This is a genomic window from Streptomyces incarnatus (assembly GCF_001027185.1).
In the GTDB taxonomy this organism is placed as follows: Bacteria; Actinomycetota; Actinomycetes; order Streptomycetales; family Streptomycetaceae; genus Streptomyces; species Streptomyces puniciscabiei.
In genome coordinates this window covers 6935995-6952150 of sequence record NZ_CP011497.1, presented here as the reverse complement: position 1 = coordinate 6952150, position 16156 = coordinate 6935995, and the positions used below count along the sequence as shown (strand labels likewise).

Here is a 16156-nt window from a genome sequence, read left to right as displayed (position 1 = left end):
CCCATCAGGCCTGGAAGGCGGCCTCGGCCTCGGTGAAGAACTGCTTCACCGCGTCCGTGACCTTCGTCTTGCCCTGTCCGAGGTCGCCTCCGATGCGCAGGAAGGAGGCCTCGATGGTGTCGGCACCGGAGGGGTGCGGGGTGATCGCGCCGAGCACGCCCGCCTTGGCGGTGTCGGCCTCGTACTGCGCGATCTCCTTGTTCACCGCGTCGGTCGGCTTGTACGCCTCGTACTGTTCGGTGCCGGCGAGAATGCCCCGGTCGTAACCCATGATCCTGCCCACCTCGGGGTCGTGGACCATGAAGTCGATGAACCGGGCGACCTCCTTGGGGTGGGAGGTGCGGGCGGAGGCGCTGAGCATCAGGGAGGCGAGGTACTGGCCGGTGTGCTTGCCGTCCGTGGTGGGGATGGGCGCGAGGCCGTAGGTGCTGTTGCCCTCGGCGGAGTAGCGGATGGTGAAGTTGTCCCAGGTGAACTCGGAGGCGCCGTGGCCGGCGGAGAGGGAGGACTTGGGGCTGTCCTGCTGGACGACCTTCGGGTCGGTGACGATGCCCGCCTTCACGCGGTTGTAGCCGTCGGTCCACCACTCCGTCAGATCGGCCTTGTCGAAGCCGAGTCCGTCCTTGGTGTAGAACGCCTTGCCGTTCTGGCGGAGGTACAGGTCGTAGAGGTACATGATGGTGAAGTAGCCGGTGTCCCCGGGGACCCTCGTCCTGTCGTGGATGGTCTTCAGGGCCTTGAAGTAGTCGTCCCAGGTCCATCCCGGGTGCGGCTCGACGCCGGCCTTCTGGAACACCTTCTTGTCGACGACGAGCGCCATGGTGTTGGAACCGACGGGAATTCCGAGCTGCTTTCCGTCGACCTCGCCGACCTTCGTCACACCCTCCCGGAAGTGATTCAGAGTCAGATTACCTGCTTGCACCTGGGACTTGAGGTCGAGCAGAATTCCGCGCTTGTCGTACTTCCGGAGAAAGGTGACGGCATTTTGGAAAACATCCGGGGGATTTCCGCCGGCGGCCTGGGTCTGGAACTTCTCCCAGAAGGACGCGTACGTCTGGAAGTCGGTCTTGACCTTGATCTTCGGGTACTTCTTCTCGAAGAGGGCGATGGTCCGGTTGATCTTCTTGGCCCGCTCCTCCGCACCCCACCACGAGTAACGGATCGTCACCGTCCCGTCCCCGGAACCGCTTCCGCCCCCGCACCCGGTCGTCGCGGCGAGCCCTAGCGCGGCCGCCGAGGCCCCGGCGGCCTTCAGGATCGTACGCCTCTCCGGATTCCTGCTGGTTCCCATGGTGGGGCCCTCCCCGCAGCGTCGTCGCCGTCGTCATGAATCGTTTCAAGTAAGCGCTTGCTGGCACAAGTTACGGAGGGGTCCGGGGTGCGTCAATGAGTCGGACAGGAATTTCTTGCGGACGGCACGGGTCCGGCGCCGGGCCGGCTGCCGCTCCTGCGACTGTCGCGGTGCGTGTTTCTGCAGGTGAGCGGGTGAGGTGGGGCGGACAGGGTGAACGGAGGTGGTCGGGGTCGTCGCAGCCGGGCAGGGCGGTGAGTCAGTCGGTCGGGATCCGGTTCGTCTCCTTCGGGTGCTCCTGCTGGAGGAAGTGTCCGCAGCGGTACGGGACCGGCACTCGAACCGACCCGCGCCGAGAAGACGACAGCGCGCCGCCCCACGCGCGCCGAAAGCCCGCAGCCTCCGTCACGCTCACGCCTCGGACCCGTTCTGCAGGTTCTGTCGCTTCTGTCGGTTTGTCGATCTGTCGAGCCGTTGGCCTGCGGGGTTGTTGCGGCTTCACTGCTGGTCGCGGGCGGAGCGGCGAGGGACTGGTGATGCGGGAAGGGTGGCGGCGGACGGCTGGTGGCTACGTACCGCGATCGGGCGGCCGTGCCGGTGACCACGCGGGACGTTGCCGGTTCGGCAAAACGTCGGCCGACTGGCTGCTCGCGCTGGGCTCGGTGGGAGCAAGCGTGCAGTACGGGGAAGCGTGCGAGCGGTAGACCCGGGCCGTTGGCGTCCTGCGGCGGCGGGTCGAGGCCCGTGGTGCTTGCAGCACTTCCGCAGGAGCCCACGAGCCGCCTGTCGGCATCGAGACCCGCGCCGCGGCCCTGGAGCCGCCTCCGCCGCCGAAACGGCGCGCAGGGCGCCTGGATCGACCACGCGCCGCCGAGGTCCCGCCGCACGCCAGGAGCTGCTGCTCGCCGCCGAGTCCCGTAGGACACCTGAACCGCTGCTCGGCGCCGGCACCCCGCAGTGGACCGCAGCCGGTGTTCGGTGCCGGAGTCGGCCGGAGGGGGTGCGGTGGGCCGGTGCGGAACGCATACGGCGACGGCCCACCTGCTTTTTCGCAGGTGGGCCGTCGGTCCGGGTGGGCGATACTGGGTTCGAACCAGTGACCTCTTCGGTGTGAACGAAGCGCTCTCCCACTGAGCTAATCGCCCGGGCGCAGGAAGAACATTACCCCATGTCAGGGGGTGCTTCCGACCACGGACCGGGGCGGCGGACGACCAGGCGGAGGCGCCGGGTCACTGACTCTTGATCTTCCACGGCATGACGAGGCCGAACTTCCACACGTAGATCCCGGCGAGCACGGCCACGACCACCAGCCCGATCACCGTCAGCGCGATGTTGCGCCGGCGCACCCTGGGATCGAGGGCCCGTTGGGCCGCCTCGGTGACCTTGCGTTTCGTCCAGCGGAGCACGAGCTGCGCCCAGACGAACTCGGTCGCCCAGATCGCCATGCCGCCGAAGATCACCACCCAGCCGGGTCCCGGCAGCGGCAGCATGACGACGCCGGCGACGACGACCCCGAGGCCGACCACGAAGACGCCGACCTGCCAGCTCAAATGCAGCAGCCGGCGCGCCTTGACGAATTCCGGCGCCCGGGAACCGAGGCCGTCACCGGTGTCGTGCCCGACGTTCTGCCCGGGTTCCTGCCGGTCCGTCCTCGCCTTGTCCGCCACCACGACGACCTCGCCCGGCTCGTCACTCCCCGTATTCATACAGACAAACCCTACCGGAGTGAATCCAGTCACCGGAATGGTCGTAGATCCCGTACGAGTTCTCGGCCGGAAGAGTTACGTAAAGACACGCAAAACCCTCAGAGGGGTTTACAACGGCATCGTAGGTGGCATGTCGATTTCGCCGACGTGCGAATCCCCGAGCGCACACTGAGCGAAAGGCCCTGGCGCTTATGAACACCACGGTCAGCTGCGAGCTGCACCTGCGCCTCGTTGTGTCGAGCGAGTCCTCCCTGCCTGTCCCCGCAGGCCTGCGGTACGACACGGCCGACCCCTACGCCGTGCACGCCACCTTCCACACCGGAGCCGAGGAGACCGTCGAGTGGGTGTTCGCCCGCGACCTCCTCGCCGAGGGGCTCCATCGGCCCACCGGAACCGGCGACGTCCGTGTCTGGCCGTCGCGCAGCCACGGTCAGGGCGTCGTGTGCATCGCCCTCAGCTCCCCGGAGGGGGAGGCCCTGCTCGAGGCCCCGGCGCGGGCTCTGGAGTCCTTCCTGAAGCGGACCGACGCCGCCGTGCCGCCCGGCACGGAGCACCGGCACTTCGATCTGGATCAGGAGCTCTCGCACATCCTGGCGGAGAGCTAGGTCGCGGCCGAAAGCAGCCCGGCGCCGTCCACTCGGGGAGACGGCTCGGGCCAAGACAACCGCATACGGCACAGCCCGGCGCCGTCACCGTGAGCGATTCACGCGCGACGGCGCCGGTCTGTGCCTGCGATCCGCCGCGGGCCCGTCCGCGCAGGCGGCCTGCGCGAGCGGGAACCAGCTCGGGCGCGGAGGCGTTCTACGGGCAGTCGAGGTCGGGCGCGGGCCGGTGCGGTGGGCGGGGTAGTCGCTACCATCGGCCAGCATCGGCGGGCGTCCGCCCGACCCTCAGGCCAGGGAGCGAAACGTGCTGATCACCCACGACACCCGGTGCGCCCTCGACACCGTGGTGGATCTGGTGAACACCGCGCCGGAGGACGACGCGGCGGCCGACGGACTGCCCGATGTCCCGGCGCTCGCGGATTTCGTACGGAACCACAAGATCAGCGATGTCGGTGTGCTGTCGGAGTTCGATCTCTCGGCGGTGCGCAGGGTCCGGGGGCGGTTCGCGGCGATCTTCGCGGCGCCGGACGCCCGCGCCGCAGCGGGGCTGATCAATGAACTGGTCGCCGCGGCGGGCACCACCCCGCGCCTGACCGACCACGACGGCTACGACTGGCATGTGCACTATTTCGCACCCGGCGCCTCCGTGGCCGACCATCTCGCCGCCGACTGCGGGATGGCGCTGGCCTTCTTCGTGGTGGCCGGGGAGCGGGAGCGACTGCGGCGCTGCGAGGCACCGGACTGTCGGCGCGCCTTCGTCGACCTCTCCCGCAACCGCTCGCGCCGCTACTGCGACAGCCGCACCTGCGGAAACCGACTGCACGTGGCCGCGTACCGGGCACGCCGCAAGGAAGCGACGGGGTGACGGACGCGCGAAGAAGCGCCGCGGGGGTTCTTGTCGTGCGCCGCATGCGGGTGCGTTGACGCTGGTCGCACCGGAGCCGGAGCGACGTCGGTCCCGGCGGGTGGCGCCGGGACGGACGTGTACGGCTCACAGCAACAGCAGGTCGTGCAGCGCAGCCATGAGCAGCAGACACCCGATCACCGCAAGGAAGATCATCAGCGGTGGCTGGGATAGGGCGAAGAGGCACCCGCGCGGCTCGTCCTTCGGCGGCGCGGCCTCGCTCTGTCTCGTGTCCAGCATCTCGCCGCAGATCATGGCGCAGAACGGACCCCGTACGCGATCAACACACCCGCGTTATGCGGGAGTTGCCGCATAACGCGCCGTCTCGCCCGACTTGCTTCGGGTTGTGAACGGTTCCGGACGTCCGCGCGACGCTCTGTGTCGATTCGGTCCGGCGGGGGCCGGTGCGGCAGCGCCGACCGGCTGGGGCGGAGCGCCCCACCGCGTCATGCGGTCGGTCATATGCCGTGCTTCTTGAGGATGGCCTCGATGTCGCTGAAGTCGTCGGTGGACCCCTTGGCGCGCGGGGTGGTGGCGGGGCCGGTCGCGGGCCGGGTGCCCGGGCCCAGGGACGGCGCGGAGGCCGCCGGGGCCACGGCCTCGGAGCGGTCGCCGCGAGCCGCCTTGCGCTCGGCGCGGGTGCCGCCGCGCCGGCGCTCGACCGCCCGGGTGCCCGCGAACAGGAGCCAGGCCGCGCCCAGCACCCCGAAGCCCGCCCAGGCGGTGGGGCTGAAGGCGGTGTCGGCGAGCCAGCCGACGACCCCGGTCATCACCAGGCCGACCGGCACCAGCGAGTAGGCGGCGATGCGGGTCGCCGCGAGGAAACGCCTGCGGTAGGCCGTGACCACCGCGATGCCCAGGCCCGCCGCGGACACGGCGGAGCAGACGGTCTCGGCAATCATCCGGTCCTCCTGGCGGGCTCGGTCGGGTGGTGGGCGATGCTCGGCGGACGCGGCGCACCGGCACGGCGCGCGGCCTCCGTCCACCTCCATCCTGCCCCGCCCCGTCCCCGCGATGCCACGCCCGCGGCGGACATCAGGGACAACTCCGGGTCGTCTCCTACTGGAGTGCCGCTGCGGTGCCGTACGGCCGTGGCGTCCCGGGGCCGCACGGTCGCGGTATCGCGGTGCCGCGCGGCGGCCGTACCGTCCCGATTGGGTCGCCCGCGTCCGGCCTGCGAGACTGGTCGGCATGAGCGACTCCTCCCCCGCACGCACCGATGCCCCGGTCCTCGACGTCTGGTGCGAGCTGCAGTGCCCCGACTGCCGCACCGCCCTGGACGACGTCCGGGCCCTGCGCGCCCGCTACGGCGACCGTCTCGAGCTGCGGCTGCGGCACTTCCCGCTGGAGAAGCACAAGCACGCCTTCGCCGCCGCGCAGGCCGCCGAGGAGGCGCTGGTGCAGGGCAAGGGCTGGCCGTACGTGGAGGCCGTGCTGGAACGGGTCGAGGAGCTGGACCGCGCGGGCGAGCCCTTCCTGGTGGAGGTGGCCCGTGAACTGGGCCTGGACGCCGAGGAGTTCGACACGGCGCTGATCGACGGCCGGCACATCCTGATCGTGGACGCCGACCAGGCCGAGGGCAAGGCGATCGGGGTGACCGGCACGCCGACGTACGTCATCGGCGGTGAGCGCCTCGACGGCGGCAAGAGCCAGGAGGGGCTGCGGGCGCGCATCGAGGAGATCGCCGACCGGCTGCTGGGCGGCCAGGAGGCCTGAGCCGCGCCTCGGGAAGCGCCTCAGGGCGCACCGCAGTACCACCGCAGCACGCACGCAGGACGCACCGCAGATCCCGGCCGGAGCCTAGAGCAGGGGCTTGGCGAGGGAGTGGGTCGTCGTCTCGTAGCCGAGCGACTCGTACAGCCGCTCGGCCGGGGTGTTGCCCGCGAACACATTGAGGCCGAGCACCGGCCGGCCGGCCTCGATCGCCTGGCGCTCGGCGAGCAGCATGAGGGTGCGGCCGTGTCCCCGGCCGCGCCGGTCCGCGTCGGTCTCGACGTCGAACACGTACGCCTTGGTGTCCTGAAGGGCCACCCACAGCGTGCCCACCCTGGCCCCTTCGTGCTCCAGGACGCTGAAGATCATGCCGTCGGTCGCGAGACCGTGCGGCAGCAGCCTCTCGTGGTCGCCGCGGGCCTTGGCGCGGGCCGTTGCCTCGGGCACGCCGCGCGCGATCCACGCGCGCGCGTACCGCTCGCTCTCGTGCGCGTACCACGCGTCGAAGTCGGCCCCGGTCATGGGCCGCGCGCTGCTGCCCGCCGGCAGGTCGGGCGGGGTGGTGCCGAGGCGTTTCTCCATGCCGCGGTTGCGCGGGGTGTAGCCGAGGGCGCCGAACAGCCGCAGGGCAATGCCGGCCGAGGCGGGGACGAGGGTCTCGATCTGCCGGCAGCCCCAGCCGCGCGCCACCTCCTCGGCGGCGAGGGCGGCCACCGTCCCCCGGCCGCGCCGCCGGTCGGGCTCGGCTATCCGCAGGTCGATGACGCGGGCCACCGAGTCGCCGAGGGACGGCGAGGTGCCGAGGTGGATCTCGCCGACGGGACGGCTGTTCACGCACACCTGGTAGCGGCGGGAACGGGTGCCGTCGGGGTGCTGCTGGAGCGGCTCGACCGGCCGCAGGGTCGTGGTCATCACAGGTGTTCTACCCGGAGCCGACCACCGAGTCAGCCGGTTTTCCGCACCGTCGTCGGCCCGTCCCCCGGCTCACCCCGGCTCAGGGGTCCAGGTCCTGCCCGGACCGCTCGTCGAAGATCCGCATGGCCTTGGCGGTCACCGGACCGGGGGTGCCGGGCAGCTCGCGGTCGTCGACGCGGTGGACGGCCTGGACGTCGCGCAGGGTCGAGGTGAGGAAGACCTCGTCGGCGCCGCGCAGGACGTCCAGCGGCAGGTCGGTCTCCTTGGCGCCGGTCCACTCGACGGTCAGCGCGCGGGTGATGCCCGGCAGGCAGCCGGAGGCGACCGGCGGAGTGTGGATCTCGCCGTCGAGGACGACGAAGACGTTCGACCCGGTGCCCTCGCAGAGCTGTCCGACCGTGTTGCCGAACAGTGCTTCCGACGCGCGGTGCTCATGGGCGCGGGCGAGGGCGACCACGTTCTCGGCGTACGAGGTGGTCTTCAGGCCGGTGAGGGCACCGCGCTCGTTGCGGGTCCACGGGACGGTGATCACGGCGGTGGTGTCGGGGCGGCGGGTGGTCTCGCCGAGGGCGACCACGAGGGTCGGGCCGTGCTCGCCGCGGTCGGAGCCGAGCGGGCCGTGACCGCCGGTGTAGGTGATCCGCAGCCGGCCGAGCGGCATCGGATTCGCCTCCAGGACCGCCGCGCAGGCCTCGCGGACCTCGTCGTGGTCGGGGTCGGGCAGGCCGAGGCCCCGGGCCGAGCGGGTCAGCCGGTCCAGGTGCCGGGTGAGGGCGAACGGCCTGCCGTGGACCGCCTTCACCGTCTCGAAGATGCCGTCGCCGACGGTCAGCCCGTGGTCGAAGACGGAGACACGGGCGGATTCCGGGTCCCGCAGCCCGCCGTCCAGCCAGATCCTCATGCCAACACCCCTCCGCTTGCCTCGTACGCCCCCGACGCTACCGCGAGCAGCCGGGACGCCTTCAGCTCGGTCTCCCGCCACTCGCCCTCGGGGTCGGAGCCCCAGGTGATCCCGGCGCCGGTACCGAAGCGCAGCACCCCTGCCTCCCGGTCGGTCCAGAAGGTGCGGATGCCCACGGCCAGCTCGCCCGTGCCCCGGTCGGCGTCGACCCAGCCGATGCCGCCGCAGTACGGCCCGCGCGGGGCGGTCTCGAGAGCCTCGATGATCCGCAGGGCGCTCGACTTGGGCGCACCGGTCACCGAGCCGGGCGGGAAGGCGGCGGCCAGCAGGTCCGGCCACCCTGCCCCGTCCCGCAGCTCGCCGCGGACCGTGGAGACCAGGTGGACCAGGCCGGGGTGCTTCTCCACGGCGCACAGGTCGGGGACGGTCACGCTGCCGGTGGCGCAGACACGCCCGATGTCGTTGCGGACCAGGTCCACGATCATCACGTTCTCGGCGTAGTCCTTCTCCAGGAGGTCCGCCTCGGTACGCCCGGTGCCCTTGATCGGCCCCGACTCCACGACACGCCCGCGGCGGCGCAGGAACAGCTCGGGCGAGGCGGTGGCGATCTCCACGCCGTGCGCCGGCAGCCTGATCGTCCCCGCGTACGGCGCCGGGTTGCCGCGGGCCAGCAGGGCGGTCAGGGCGTCGACGTCGGCGTCCGGGGCGACCGGCGCGCTGAGCACCCGGCAGAGATTGGCCTGGTAGACCTCGCCGGCCGCTATGTGCTCGCGTATCCGGCGGACGGCGGCCGTGTACGCGGCCCGGTCCAGGGAGGAGGTCCACTCCCCCACCGCCGGGCCACGCCAGCCGCCCGGCACCGGGGCGGGCACCGGCTCCTCCCGCACGTCCGCGAAGCGGGCGCAGGTCAGGCGGCCCTCGAAGTCCGCGCAGACGGCCCAGAAGCCCGTGGAGTCCAGGGCTGCGGGGTCGCTGGTCACGTCGAGGAGACCCGTGGCGACGCGGTCGCCGAAGCGGGCCAGGGGAAGGAGGCCGGAAGGGTGGTGAAGCACGTGGTCGAGTCTAGGTCGGGTGTCCGACAGGTGGCCCCGGGATGTCCCGGAGGGAGCTCTGACCACGGGGTCCGTCGGGGGCAGCGCAGCACGCTGCGCAAACGCGTTTTTGTACTGGCCCGGGAATCCGCTAGAGTTCAACACGTCGCCGGGACGCGGAAGCGGACCGAAACGACAGGCGGACGTAGCTCAGTTGGTAGAGCGCAACCTTGCCAAGGTTGAGGTCGCGAGTTCGAGCCTCGTCGTCCGCTCGAAGGAAGAAGGGGTCATCCCGATCCCCTACACTCCTGGTGGAGTGGCCGAGAGGCGAGGCAACGGCCTGCAAAGCCGTCTACACGGGTTCAAATCCCGTCTCCACCTCCAAGGACGATTAGCTCAGCGGGAGAGCGCTTCCCTGACACGGAAGAGGTCACTGGTTCAATCCCAGTATCGTCCACTGGATCTTCTCGCAGGATCCACGGGTCTTCTCGAAGATCCCCACCCGCGCGATTAGCTCAGCGGGAGAGCGCTTCCCTGACACGGAAGAGGTCACTGGTTCAATCCCAGTATCGCGCACTGTCTGTGATCCTCGGGTCACGGGCTGCGGACGATTAGCTCAGCGGGAGAGCGCTTCCCTGACACGGAAGAGGTCACTGGTTCAATCCCAGTATCGTCCACACAGCGGCAAGCCCCCGGTCTCGCGACCGGGGGCTTGTTCGTGTGCTCAGCTGGAGAAGAGCATGTGCGCCCAGCTCTTGTGGTGGCCATGGGGGCCGTGGTGTCCGTGGCCGCCGTGGTGACCGCCGTGCGGGGCGCCCCAGGCGGGTGCCGGCGGCGCCGGGTAGCCCTGCGGGGCGGGCGGGACCGGCGGGACGGGCTTGGACCACTGGGCCTCCAGCTGGGTCAGCGCCTCCAGCTCGCCGTAGTCGAGGAAGATGCCGCGGCAGCCGCTGCACTGCTCGATCTGGACGCCGCTGCGGTTGTAGGTGTGCATCGGCGCGTGACACTTCGGACAATGCATGGTCGGCTCAACTCCTCGCCGGTCGGTCCTGCTTCGCGTCTCCCCAGGACAGACTCCGTCCAGCCCGGGCCGGTTGCAGCCTAGTCGGTCACGCCGGGCGCCAACTGGTGCGGAATCGGGGTCATTCGGGCACATGCGTCGACGGCCGCCTGTTCCACCTCGTCCAGCGGACGGCCGGCCGCGAGCGCCTTGGTGACGGCACGGGCGGCCGTCTGCACGGTCAGCGCGCGGGCCGGGACGTCAAGGGCGGGCCAGGGGTCGCCGGCCGCCGGTACGGCCGGGCCGCCGGCCCGCCGGTAGGCGCCGAGGAAGCGCGTCCACTCGTCGGGCGGAAGGAGTCCGCAGGCGTACCAGGCGGCGGGGCGGGCGAGGTCCCAGGCCGGGACACCGGTTCCCAGGTCGTCGACGTCGATCAGGCGCCAGGGGCCGTCCGGTGCCGGGTGGCGGACCAGCTGGCCGAGGTGCAGGTCGCCGTGGCAGAGGGCGGGGGTGCCGGGCATGGGGGCCTCGGCGCGGGCCCAGGCGGGCAGCGCGGCCCAGGCGGCGAGGACCGGGCCGGCCGCCGGATGGGGCGCGGCGCGCAGGGCCGAGTGCAGCCGGGCGACGGCGCGGGCGGCCTTGACGGGGCCGCGCATGGGGGGCAGGCCGGCGGGCGGGGGCGTGCGGTGCAGCCGGGCGAGGAGGACGGCGGTGGCCTCCCAGGGCGCCGCGTCCCGGTCGTCCGGGTCCACGGGGGTGCCGTACGGCCAGAAGGTCGCCAGGCGGTTCAGCAGGAGTGCGGGGGCCGGGGCGAGCGGGGGCAGGAGCACGTCCGGGAGGCCGGCGGCCACGGCGAGGCGCCGGGTCAGCTCGGCGGGGTCGGTACCGGGGGCGTGGGCCTTGGCGACGGTGCCGGCGTGCCGTACGACGGTGGCGTCGGGGCGGTCGGCGAGGGTGGCGGTGCCACAGGCACACGCGTCTCCACCGGTGCCGGGGTGTGCGGCGGCCCTGACCTTCGCGGTGAGCGCGGGCATGAGGGCGGGGGTGTCAGTGGTCAAGGGTTCCTCGGGACGGTGGGCTGCGCAGCCGAGGGTACTGGCGCCGGCCGGGGGCGGGGCGTCGCCCGCCCGCGCCGACGGGGTGCCGCCCGCGCCCACCCTCCCCCACTCTCGGCTTCGCTCGAGCGGGGGGACCCCCATCGCCCCAGCGGCACGACTGCCCGCAGCCTGAGCAGGCCGCACGGCAGCGGCTGCCGCGAGCCCCGCCCCGCCCCGCCAGCAACCCGCAGGCTGAGCAGGTCGTACGGCTGCCGGTGCTGTGGGCGCCCTTAGCGGCACGAATGCCCGCAGGCCACGACGGCGATGCGCGCCGCAAAGGGGCGCGGGGCTGTTTTGATATGCGGCTCTGCCGCGTGGGCGCGGACGGCCACAACGCACCCGCAGCCGGCAATGCACCGCACCCCACGGCGAGACCCCGCTGCGGCGCTGAGAAAACGGCGCATGCCGGCGCAGCTCCCCAGCTGCGCCGGCATTTGTGCCGTCCGCCGCACCCCCGTCCCCACGGGGTTTCCTGGATGGATGTCCCCGCCCGGACCGCTCTTCCGGGCCTGGGGTCGCCGCTCAGCGCCCCAGCATCGCACCCACGGACGACGCCTGTGTGGCCACCGTCTCCCAGCCGTCGAAGACGAGCAGGAGCAGGGCCGCCAGGGGAAGGGCCATGAGCGTCGCCACCACGGGGTGGCGGCGGCCCGTCCGGCGCGGTGCGAACGCCGGGCGTCGCGGTGCCGGGTGGGCCATGGTCCCTCTCCTGACCGTGTCGGTTGTCGTCGGCAGCGGCGGGTGTCTGACCTCGGGGGACGAGTGCTGCACCCGCCGCTTGACCTCAAATCTAGGCGTGGGGCGCCTGCCGGGCGTCATGCCTTCGTACCGATTGCCGGGCCTCCCCGAGGATGAGCCACAACTCGGGACGTACTCCCCTGGGTGGAGACGCGGGCCGGGGTCTCGGGGTCTTCCCGGAAGGGGCCGCCCGCTGTGTCCGGTCATTTCCGAAGGATCCGGCGATCACGAGGAGTGACTTCGATCACTCCGGACGGGTGTGGGAGTGGCGTCGCGTCCGGTGCGCGGCCCGTCCCGCGCCCGGGTCCGCGGTCGGTCCATGGCGGGTGCCGGACGGCCGCCCCGACCGGCATGTGCCGGTCTCTCGCGACCTCAACGCCCCGACACCCGCAGTCGGTTGAGGGTGCGGACGGATCAAGGGCCCCGCGCCGCTTCGCTTCCTGACCGCGTTTCATGTCGTACCGGTGGCCGGCACAATCCGTCCGGACCGGAGGGCGCGGCCTCTGCGCGCAGGCGGCCGTGGAAACGTAAGCTGTGCCACGTCACAGGGACCGGGCAGCGGGGATGAACATGGCGATGATGCGCCTGAGGCGCGAGGACCCGCGCGTCGTCGGCTCGTTCAGGCTTCACCGACGGCTCGGCGCGGGTGGGATGGGCGTGGTCTACCTCGGCTCCGACAAGAAGGGCCAGCGGGTCGCGCTGAAGGTGATCCGGCCGGATCTGGCGGAGGACCAGGAGTTCCGGTCGCGGTTCGCCCGGGAGGTCTCGGCGGCCCGGCGGATCAGGGGCGGCTGCACGGCCCGGCTGGTCGCCGCGGACCTGGAGGCCGAGCGGCCCTGGTTCGCCACGCAGTACGTACCCGGGCCCTCCCTGCACGACAAGGTCGCCGACGAGGGCCCGCTGAGCGCGGCCGACACGGCGGCGGTCGGCGCGGCCCTGTCCGAGGGCCTGGTCGCCGTGCACGAGGCCGGTGTCGTCCACCGGGACCTCAAGCCGTCCAACATCCTGCTGTCCCCCAAGGGGCCGCGGATCATCGACTTCGGCATCGCCTGGGCCACCGGCGCCTCCACGCTCACCCACGTCGGCACGGCGGTCGGCTCCCCCGGGTTCCTCGCGCCCGAGCAGGTGCGCGGCGCGGCCGTCACCCCGGCGACGGACGTGTTCTCGCTGGGCGCGACCCTCGCCTACGCCTCCACCGGCGACTCGCCCTTCGGGCACGGCAGTTCCGAGGTGATGCTGTACCGGGTGGTGCACGAGGAGCCGCAGCTGCACGGCGTACCGGACGCGCTCGCCCCGCTGGTACGGGCCTGCCTGGCGAAGGACCCCGAGGACCGGCCCAGCACGCTGCAGCTGTCGCTGCGGCTCAAGGAGATCGCCGCCCGCGAGGCCCAGGGCCTGACGGACGTACGGCCGCCGGCGCCGCGCGCCGCGGAGGCGGACCAGCCCACCGGTCGGCTCGTCGACACCTACCCCGAGCAGCAGCGCACCCAGCGGCGCGCCGCCCCCGGCACCCCGGTGCCGCGCGGCGGTGCGCCCGCCCGGGGTGGTGCGCCGGCGCGCGGCGGAGCGTCCGCGCGGACCGGCAGCGGCCCGCGCGGCAACGGTTCGGGTGCCCCGGCACGGCCGGGTTCGGCGCGCCCGACCCCGCCGCCGCGCGGTGACCGGCGCTCAGGCAACGGCACCCGTCCGGCCCAGCGCAACGGCTCCGGGCGGCCGGTGCAGCGTACGACCGGCACCGGACTGCGGCCGGCCAATCCCCGGCTGCTGCGTCAGCGGCTGTTCGTGTTCGTCGTGGTGACGCTGCTCGTGGCGCTCGGCATCGCGGTGGCCCAGGGCTGCCAGGGCCCGGCCCGCGGCCTCGGCGACGACGCCGGCCGGCACCAGCGGCTCGCTCAGCCGAGCCGTCCGGCGGCGGTGGCCGGCCGGCCGGTGTCCGAACGGTACGGGCCCACGCCGGGGCAGGGCCGGGACACGTGACCCGCGGTCCGGAAGCCGGCCGGTGGGGTCAGGCTTCCGGGCGGCCGGTGGTCACCGCGTAGAAGGCGACCGCCGCGGCCGCGCCCACGTTGAGCGAGTCGACGCCGTGGGACATCGGGATGCGCACCCATTCGTCGGCGGCGACCAGGGCCTGGGTGGACAGTCCGTCCCCCTCGGCACCGAGCATCAGGGCGACCCGGTCCATCCGGTGCGGGGCGGCCTCGTCCAGGGCGCGGGCCTTGTCGTCCGGGGTGAGCGCGAGCAGGGTGAAACCGGCCTCGCGGACCGAGTCCAGGCCCTTCGGCCAGGTCTCCAGACGGGCGTACGGCACCGAGAACACCGCGCCCATGGAGACCTTGACGCTCCGGCGGTACAGCGGGTCGGCGCAGTCGGGCGACAGCAGGACCGCGTCCATGCCGAGGGCGGCGGCCGAGCGGAAGATCGCGCCGATGTTGGTGTGGTCGTTGACCGACTCCATGACCACGACCCGGCGGGCGGAGCGCAGCAGTTCACCGGCCGTGGGCAGCGGCTTGCGCTGCATGGAGGCGAGCGCGCCGCGGTGCACGTGGTAGCCGGTGACCTGCTCGGCGAGCTCGGGGCTCACGGCGTAGACCGGGGCGGGGAGTTCGTCGATGACGTCGCGCATGACGTCGATCCACTTGGCCGAGAGCAGCATGGAGCGCATCTCGTAACCGGCTTCCTTGGCCCTGCGGATGACCTTCTCGCCCTCCGCGATGAACAGGCCCTCGGCGGGTTCGCGCTTGCGGCGCAGTTCGACGTCGGTCAGGCCTGTGTAGTCGCGCAGGCGCGGGTCGTCGGGATCCTCGACGGTGATGAGATCGGCCACAGGGTGATACTGCCTTGTCCTGCGTGTGCTGCCAACGGCTGGGAACGAGTAGGTTACCCCGGGTTACGCGTGATCAAGCGGTGGACGGTCAGGCGGCGGGCCGGGGGCCGACCGTCACGACCTCGCCGATGACGATGACCGCCGGGGGCTTCACTTCCTCGGTCCGCACCGTCTCGGCGACCGTGGCCAGGGTCGCGTCGACGCGGCGCTGCGCGGCCGTCGTACCCTCCTGCACCAGCGCGACCGGGGTGTCGGCGGACCTGCCGTGGGCGACGAGCGTCTCGGCGATCTTCCCGATCTTGTCGACGCCCATCAGGATCACCAGCGTGCCGGTGAGCTTCGCCAGCGAGGGCCAGTCGACCAGCGAGCGCTCGTCGTCCGGGGCGACATGGCCGCTGACGACCGTGAACTCGTGCGCCACGCCCCGGTGGGTGACCGGGATGCCGGCCGCCCCCGGCACGGAGATCGAGCTCGAGATGCCCGGGACGACCGTGCACGGGATGCCGGCCTCGGCGAGTGCCTGGACCTCCTCCATGCCCCGGCCGAACACGAACGGGTCGCCGCCCTTGAGCCGTACCACCGACTTGCCCTGCTTGGCGTGCTCGATGAGGGCGTTGTTGATGGCCTCCTGGGCCATGAAACGGCCGTACGGGATCTTCGCCGCGTCGATCACCTCGACGTGCGGCGGGAGTTCGGCGAGCAGGTCGCGCGGGCCGAGCCGGTCGGCGATGACGACATCGGCCTCGGCGAGCAGCCGGCGGCCGCGCACCGTGATCAGGTCGGGGTCGCCGGGGCCGCCGCCGACCAGGGCGACGCCGGCGGTGCGGGTGCGGTGGTGGGGCGCCACCAGCGTGCCGTCGCGCAGGCCCTCCACCACCGCGTCCCGGATGGCGGCCGTGTGGCGGGGGTCGCGGCCGCGGGCGTCCGTGGTCAGTACGGCGACCGTGACGCCCTCGCTGTGACCGGTGGCCGGGGTCCAGGCGGTGGCCTGGTCGGCGTCGTCCGAGCGCACGCACCAGACGCGGTGGCGCTCCGCTTCGGCGGAGGCGGCGGTGTTGGTCTCGGGGTCGCTGGTGGCGATGAGGGCGTACCAGGCCTCGGCGAGGTCGCCGTCCTGGTACGGCCGCCTGGTCCAGGTGATCTCGCCCGCTTCCGCCATGGCCTCGACGGAGGGGGTCGCCTCGGGGGACACGACGACGATGTCCGCGCCGGCCGCGATGAGTGCCGGGAGGCGGCGCTGGGCCACCGTGCCGGCGCCGAGGACGACCACGCGGCGGCCGGAGAGGCGGAGGCCTACGGGGTAGGCGGGGTGTTCGGCCATGAGGGACGGCTCCTCGTGCAGGGCGGTGCGGTGGGCGCGCTGCGGCGTCGAAGCGGCCCTGACGTGCGGATTTTAGCTGTGGACAGGGGTGCGGGCACGGGGTGGTCCGG

General features: G+C 72.5%; 16 protein-coding genes and 6 tRNA genes. 9 read left to right on the top strand and 13 right to left on the bottom strand.

Features of this window, described 5'->3' with window-relative positions:
- Nucleotides 1-4 precede the first annotated feature (4 nt).
- From ABB07_RS31545 to ABB07_RS31535, 3 genes are all read right to left on the bottom strand, one after another.
- Nucleotides 5-1291, bottom strand: coding sequence for an ABC transporter substrate-binding protein (locus ABB07_RS31545; RefSeq protein ID WP_208901902.1), 1287 nt, complete (start codon nt 1289-1291; stop codon nt 5-7).
- Between the two features lie 1073 nt (nt 1292-2364).
- Nucleotides 2365-2436, bottom strand: a tRNA-Val gene (locus ABB07_RS31540).
- 84 nt (nt 2437-2520) lie between these two features.
- Nucleotides 2521-2997, bottom strand: coding sequence for a TIGR02611 family protein (locus ABB07_RS31535; RefSeq protein WP_208901901.1), 477 nt, complete (start codon nt 2995-2997; stop codon nt 2521-2523).
- Between the two features lie 191 nt (nt 2998-3188).
- On the opposite strand from ABB07_RS31535, the gene ABB07_RS31530 reads away from it, so the two are divergent.
- Nucleotides 3189-3602: an SsgA family sporulation/cell division regulator gene (locus tag ABB07_RS31530; protein WP_004002642.1), complete on the top strand. Its 414-nt coding sequence runs from the start codon at nt 3189-3191 to the stop codon at nt 3600-3602.
- Nucleotides 3603-3906: 304 nt separating this feature from the next.
- On the top strand, nt 3907-4467 hold the full coding sequence (locus ABB07_RS31525; RefSeq protein ID WP_208901900.1) for a CGNR zinc finger domain-containing protein: 561 nt from the start codon (nt 3907-3909) through the stop codon (nt 4465-4467).
- Between the two features lie 126 nt (nt 4468-4593).
- Here the strand turns inward: ABB07_RS31525 and ABB07_RS31520 are convergent, their stop codons facing one another.
- Both ABB07_RS31520 and ABB07_RS31515 read right to left on the bottom strand, forming a co-directional pair.
- Nucleotides 4594-4746 (bottom strand): hypothetical protein, encoded by a 153-nt coding sequence (locus tag ABB07_RS31520; RefSeq protein WP_165289388.1) that lies wholly within the window; start codon nt 4744-4746, stop codon nt 4594-4596.
- A 218-nt stretch (nt 4747-4964) separates the two neighbouring features.
- Complete coding sequence (locus ABB07_RS31515) at nt 4965-5408, bottom strand: hypothetical protein (protein WP_208901899.1); 444 nt, start codon at nt 5406-5408, stop codon at nt 4965-4967.
- A gap of 289 nt (nt 5409-5697) precedes the next feature.
- Here ABB07_RS31515 and ABB07_RS31510 point away from each other — a divergent pair, with 289 nt between their 5' ends.
- On the top strand, nt 5698-6222 hold the full coding sequence (locus ABB07_RS31510; protein ID WP_208901898.1) for a DsbA family protein: 525 nt from the start codon (nt 5698-5700) through the stop codon (nt 6220-6222).
- Nucleotides 6223-6306: 84 nt separating this feature from the next.
- Here the strand turns inward: ABB07_RS31510 and ABB07_RS31505 are convergent, their stop codons facing one another.
- From ABB07_RS31505 to ABB07_RS31495, 3 genes are all read right to left on the bottom strand, one after another.
- Nucleotides 6307-7131 (bottom strand): GNAT family N-acetyltransferase, encoded by an 825-nt coding sequence (locus ABB07_RS31505; RefSeq protein ID WP_208901897.1) that lies wholly within the window; start codon nt 7129-7131, stop codon nt 6307-6309.
- Between the two features lie 82 nt (nt 7132-7213).
- The gene (locus ABB07_RS31500; RefSeq protein ID WP_208901896.1) at nt 7214-8035 is read right to left on the bottom strand and encodes an aminotransferase class IV; all 822 of its coding nucleotides are present in this window, start codon (nt 8033-8035) and stop codon (nt 7214-7216) included.
- On the bottom strand, nt 8032-9087 hold the full coding sequence (locus ABB07_RS31495) for a chorismate-binding protein (protein ID WP_208901895.1): 1056 nt from the start codon (nt 9085-9087) through the stop codon (nt 8032-8034). The genes ABB07_RS31500 and ABB07_RS31495 overlap by 4 nt, the downstream gene beginning before the upstream one ends.
- 178 nt (nt 9088-9265) lie before the next feature.
- Between ABB07_RS31495 and ABB07_RS31490 the strand changes: the two genes are divergently transcribed.
- The 5 genes from ABB07_RS31490 (at nt 9266) to ABB07_RS31470 (ending at nt 9743) form a co-directional block, all read left to right on the top strand.
- Nucleotides 9266-9338, top strand: a tRNA-Gly gene (locus ABB07_RS31490).
- A gap of 38 nt (nt 9339-9376) precedes the next feature.
- Nucleotides 9377-9450 (top strand) — tRNA-Cys (locus tag ABB07_RS31485).
- Between the two features lies 1 nt (nt 9451).
- Nucleotides 9452-9523, top strand: a tRNA-Val gene (locus tag ABB07_RS31480).
- Nucleotides 9524-9570: 47 nt separating this feature from the next.
- A tRNA-Val gene (locus ABB07_RS31475) sits at nt 9571-9642 on the top strand.
- 29 nt (nt 9643-9671) lie between these two features.
- Nucleotides 9672-9743: transfer RNA gene (locus ABB07_RS31470), tRNA-Val, on the top strand.
- Between the two features lie 47 nt (nt 9744-9790).
- Here ABB07_RS31470 and ABB07_RS31465 read toward each other — a convergent pair.
- From ABB07_RS31465 to ABB07_RS31455, 3 genes are all read right to left on the bottom strand, one after another.
- Complete coding sequence (locus ABB07_RS31465; protein ID WP_208901894.1) at nt 9791-10087, bottom strand: TFIIB-type zinc ribbon-containing protein; 297 nt, start codon at nt 10085-10087, stop codon at nt 9791-9793.
- A gap of 80 nt (nt 10088-10167) precedes the next feature.
- Complete coding sequence (locus tag ABB07_RS31460; RefSeq protein ID WP_208903695.1) at nt 10168-11100, bottom strand: phosphotransferase family protein; 933 nt, start codon at nt 11098-11100, stop codon at nt 10168-10170.
- 585 nt (nt 11101-11685) lie between these two features.
- Nucleotides 11686-11862 (bottom strand): hypothetical protein, encoded by a 177-nt coding sequence (locus ABB07_RS31455; protein WP_208901893.1) that lies wholly within the window; start codon nt 11860-11862, stop codon nt 11686-11688.
- Nucleotides 11863-12465: 603 nt separating this feature from the next.
- Here ABB07_RS31455 and ABB07_RS31450 point away from each other — a divergent pair.
- Nucleotides 12466-13878 (top strand): serine/threonine-protein kinase, encoded by a 1413-nt coding sequence (locus ABB07_RS31450; RefSeq protein WP_244189572.1) that lies wholly within the window; start codon nt 12466-12468, stop codon nt 13876-13878.
- 28 nt (nt 13879-13906) lie between these two features.
- On the opposite strand, the gene ABB07_RS31445 is transcribed toward ABB07_RS31450, so the two are convergent.
- Both ABB07_RS31445 and cobA read right to left on the bottom strand, forming a co-directional pair.
- Nucleotides 13907-14725, bottom strand: coding sequence for a TrmH family RNA methyltransferase (locus ABB07_RS31445; protein WP_208901892.1), 819 nt, complete (start codon nt 14723-14725; stop codon nt 13907-13909).
- 88 nt (nt 14726-14813) lie between these two features.
- A complete protein-coding gene (gene cobA, locus ABB07_RS31440) occupies nt 14814-16046 on the bottom strand; it encodes a uroporphyrinogen-III C-methyltransferase (protein WP_208901891.1) in 1233 nt (410 codons plus the stop codon).
- Nucleotides 16047-16156: the final 110 nt, after the last annotated feature.

Coding starts and splice junctions, on each gene's coding strand:
- ABB07_RS31545 (WP_208901902.1), bottom strand. CDS start 1,291: ATGGGAACCAGCAGGAATCCGGAGAGGCGTACGATCCTGAAGGCCGCC.
- ABB07_RS31535 (WP_208901901.1), bottom strand. CDS start 2,997: ATGAATACGGGGAGTGACGAGCCGGGCGAGGTCGTCGTGGTGGCGGAC.
- ABB07_RS31530 (WP_004002642.1), top strand. CDS start 3,189: ATGAACACCACGGTCAGCTGCGAGCTGCACCTGCGCCTCGTTGTGTCG.
- ABB07_RS31520 (WP_165289388.1), bottom strand. CDS start 4,746: ATGCTGGACACGAGACAGAGCGAGGCCGCGCCGCCGAAGGACGAGCCG.
- ABB07_RS31515 (WP_208901899.1), bottom strand. CDS start 5,408: ATGATTGCCGAGACCGTCTGCTCCGCCGTGTCCGCGGCGGGCCTGGGC.
- ABB07_RS31510 (WP_208901898.1), top strand. CDS start 5,698: ATGAGCGACTCCTCCCCCGCACGCACCGATGCCCCGGTCCTCGACGTC.
- ABB07_RS31505 (WP_208901897.1), bottom strand. CDS start 7,131: ATGACCACGACCCTGCGGCCGGTCGAGCCGCTCCAGCAGCACCCCGAC.
- ABB07_RS31500 (WP_208901896.1), bottom strand. CDS start 8,035: ATGAGGATCTGGCTGGACGGCGGGCTGCGGGACCCGGAATCCGCCCGT.
- ABB07_RS31465 (WP_208901894.1), bottom strand. CDS start 10,087: ATGCATTGTCCGAAGTGTCACGCGCCGATGCACACCTACAACCGCAGC.
- ABB07_RS31460 (WP_208903695.1), bottom strand. CDS start 11,100: ATGCCCGCGCTCACCGCGAAGGTCAGGGCCGCCGCACACCCCGGCACC.
- ABB07_RS31455 (WP_208901893.1), bottom strand. CDS start 11,862: ATGGCCCACCCGGCACCGCGACGCCCGGCGTTCGCACCGCGCCGGACG.
- ABB07_RS31450 (WP_244189572.1), top strand. CDS start 12,466: ATGAACATGGCGATGATGCGCCTGAGGCGCGAGGACCCGCGCGTCGTC.
- cobA (WP_208901891.1), bottom strand. CDS start 16,046: ATGGCCGAACACCCCGCCTACCCCGTAGGCCTCCGCCTCTCCGGCCGC.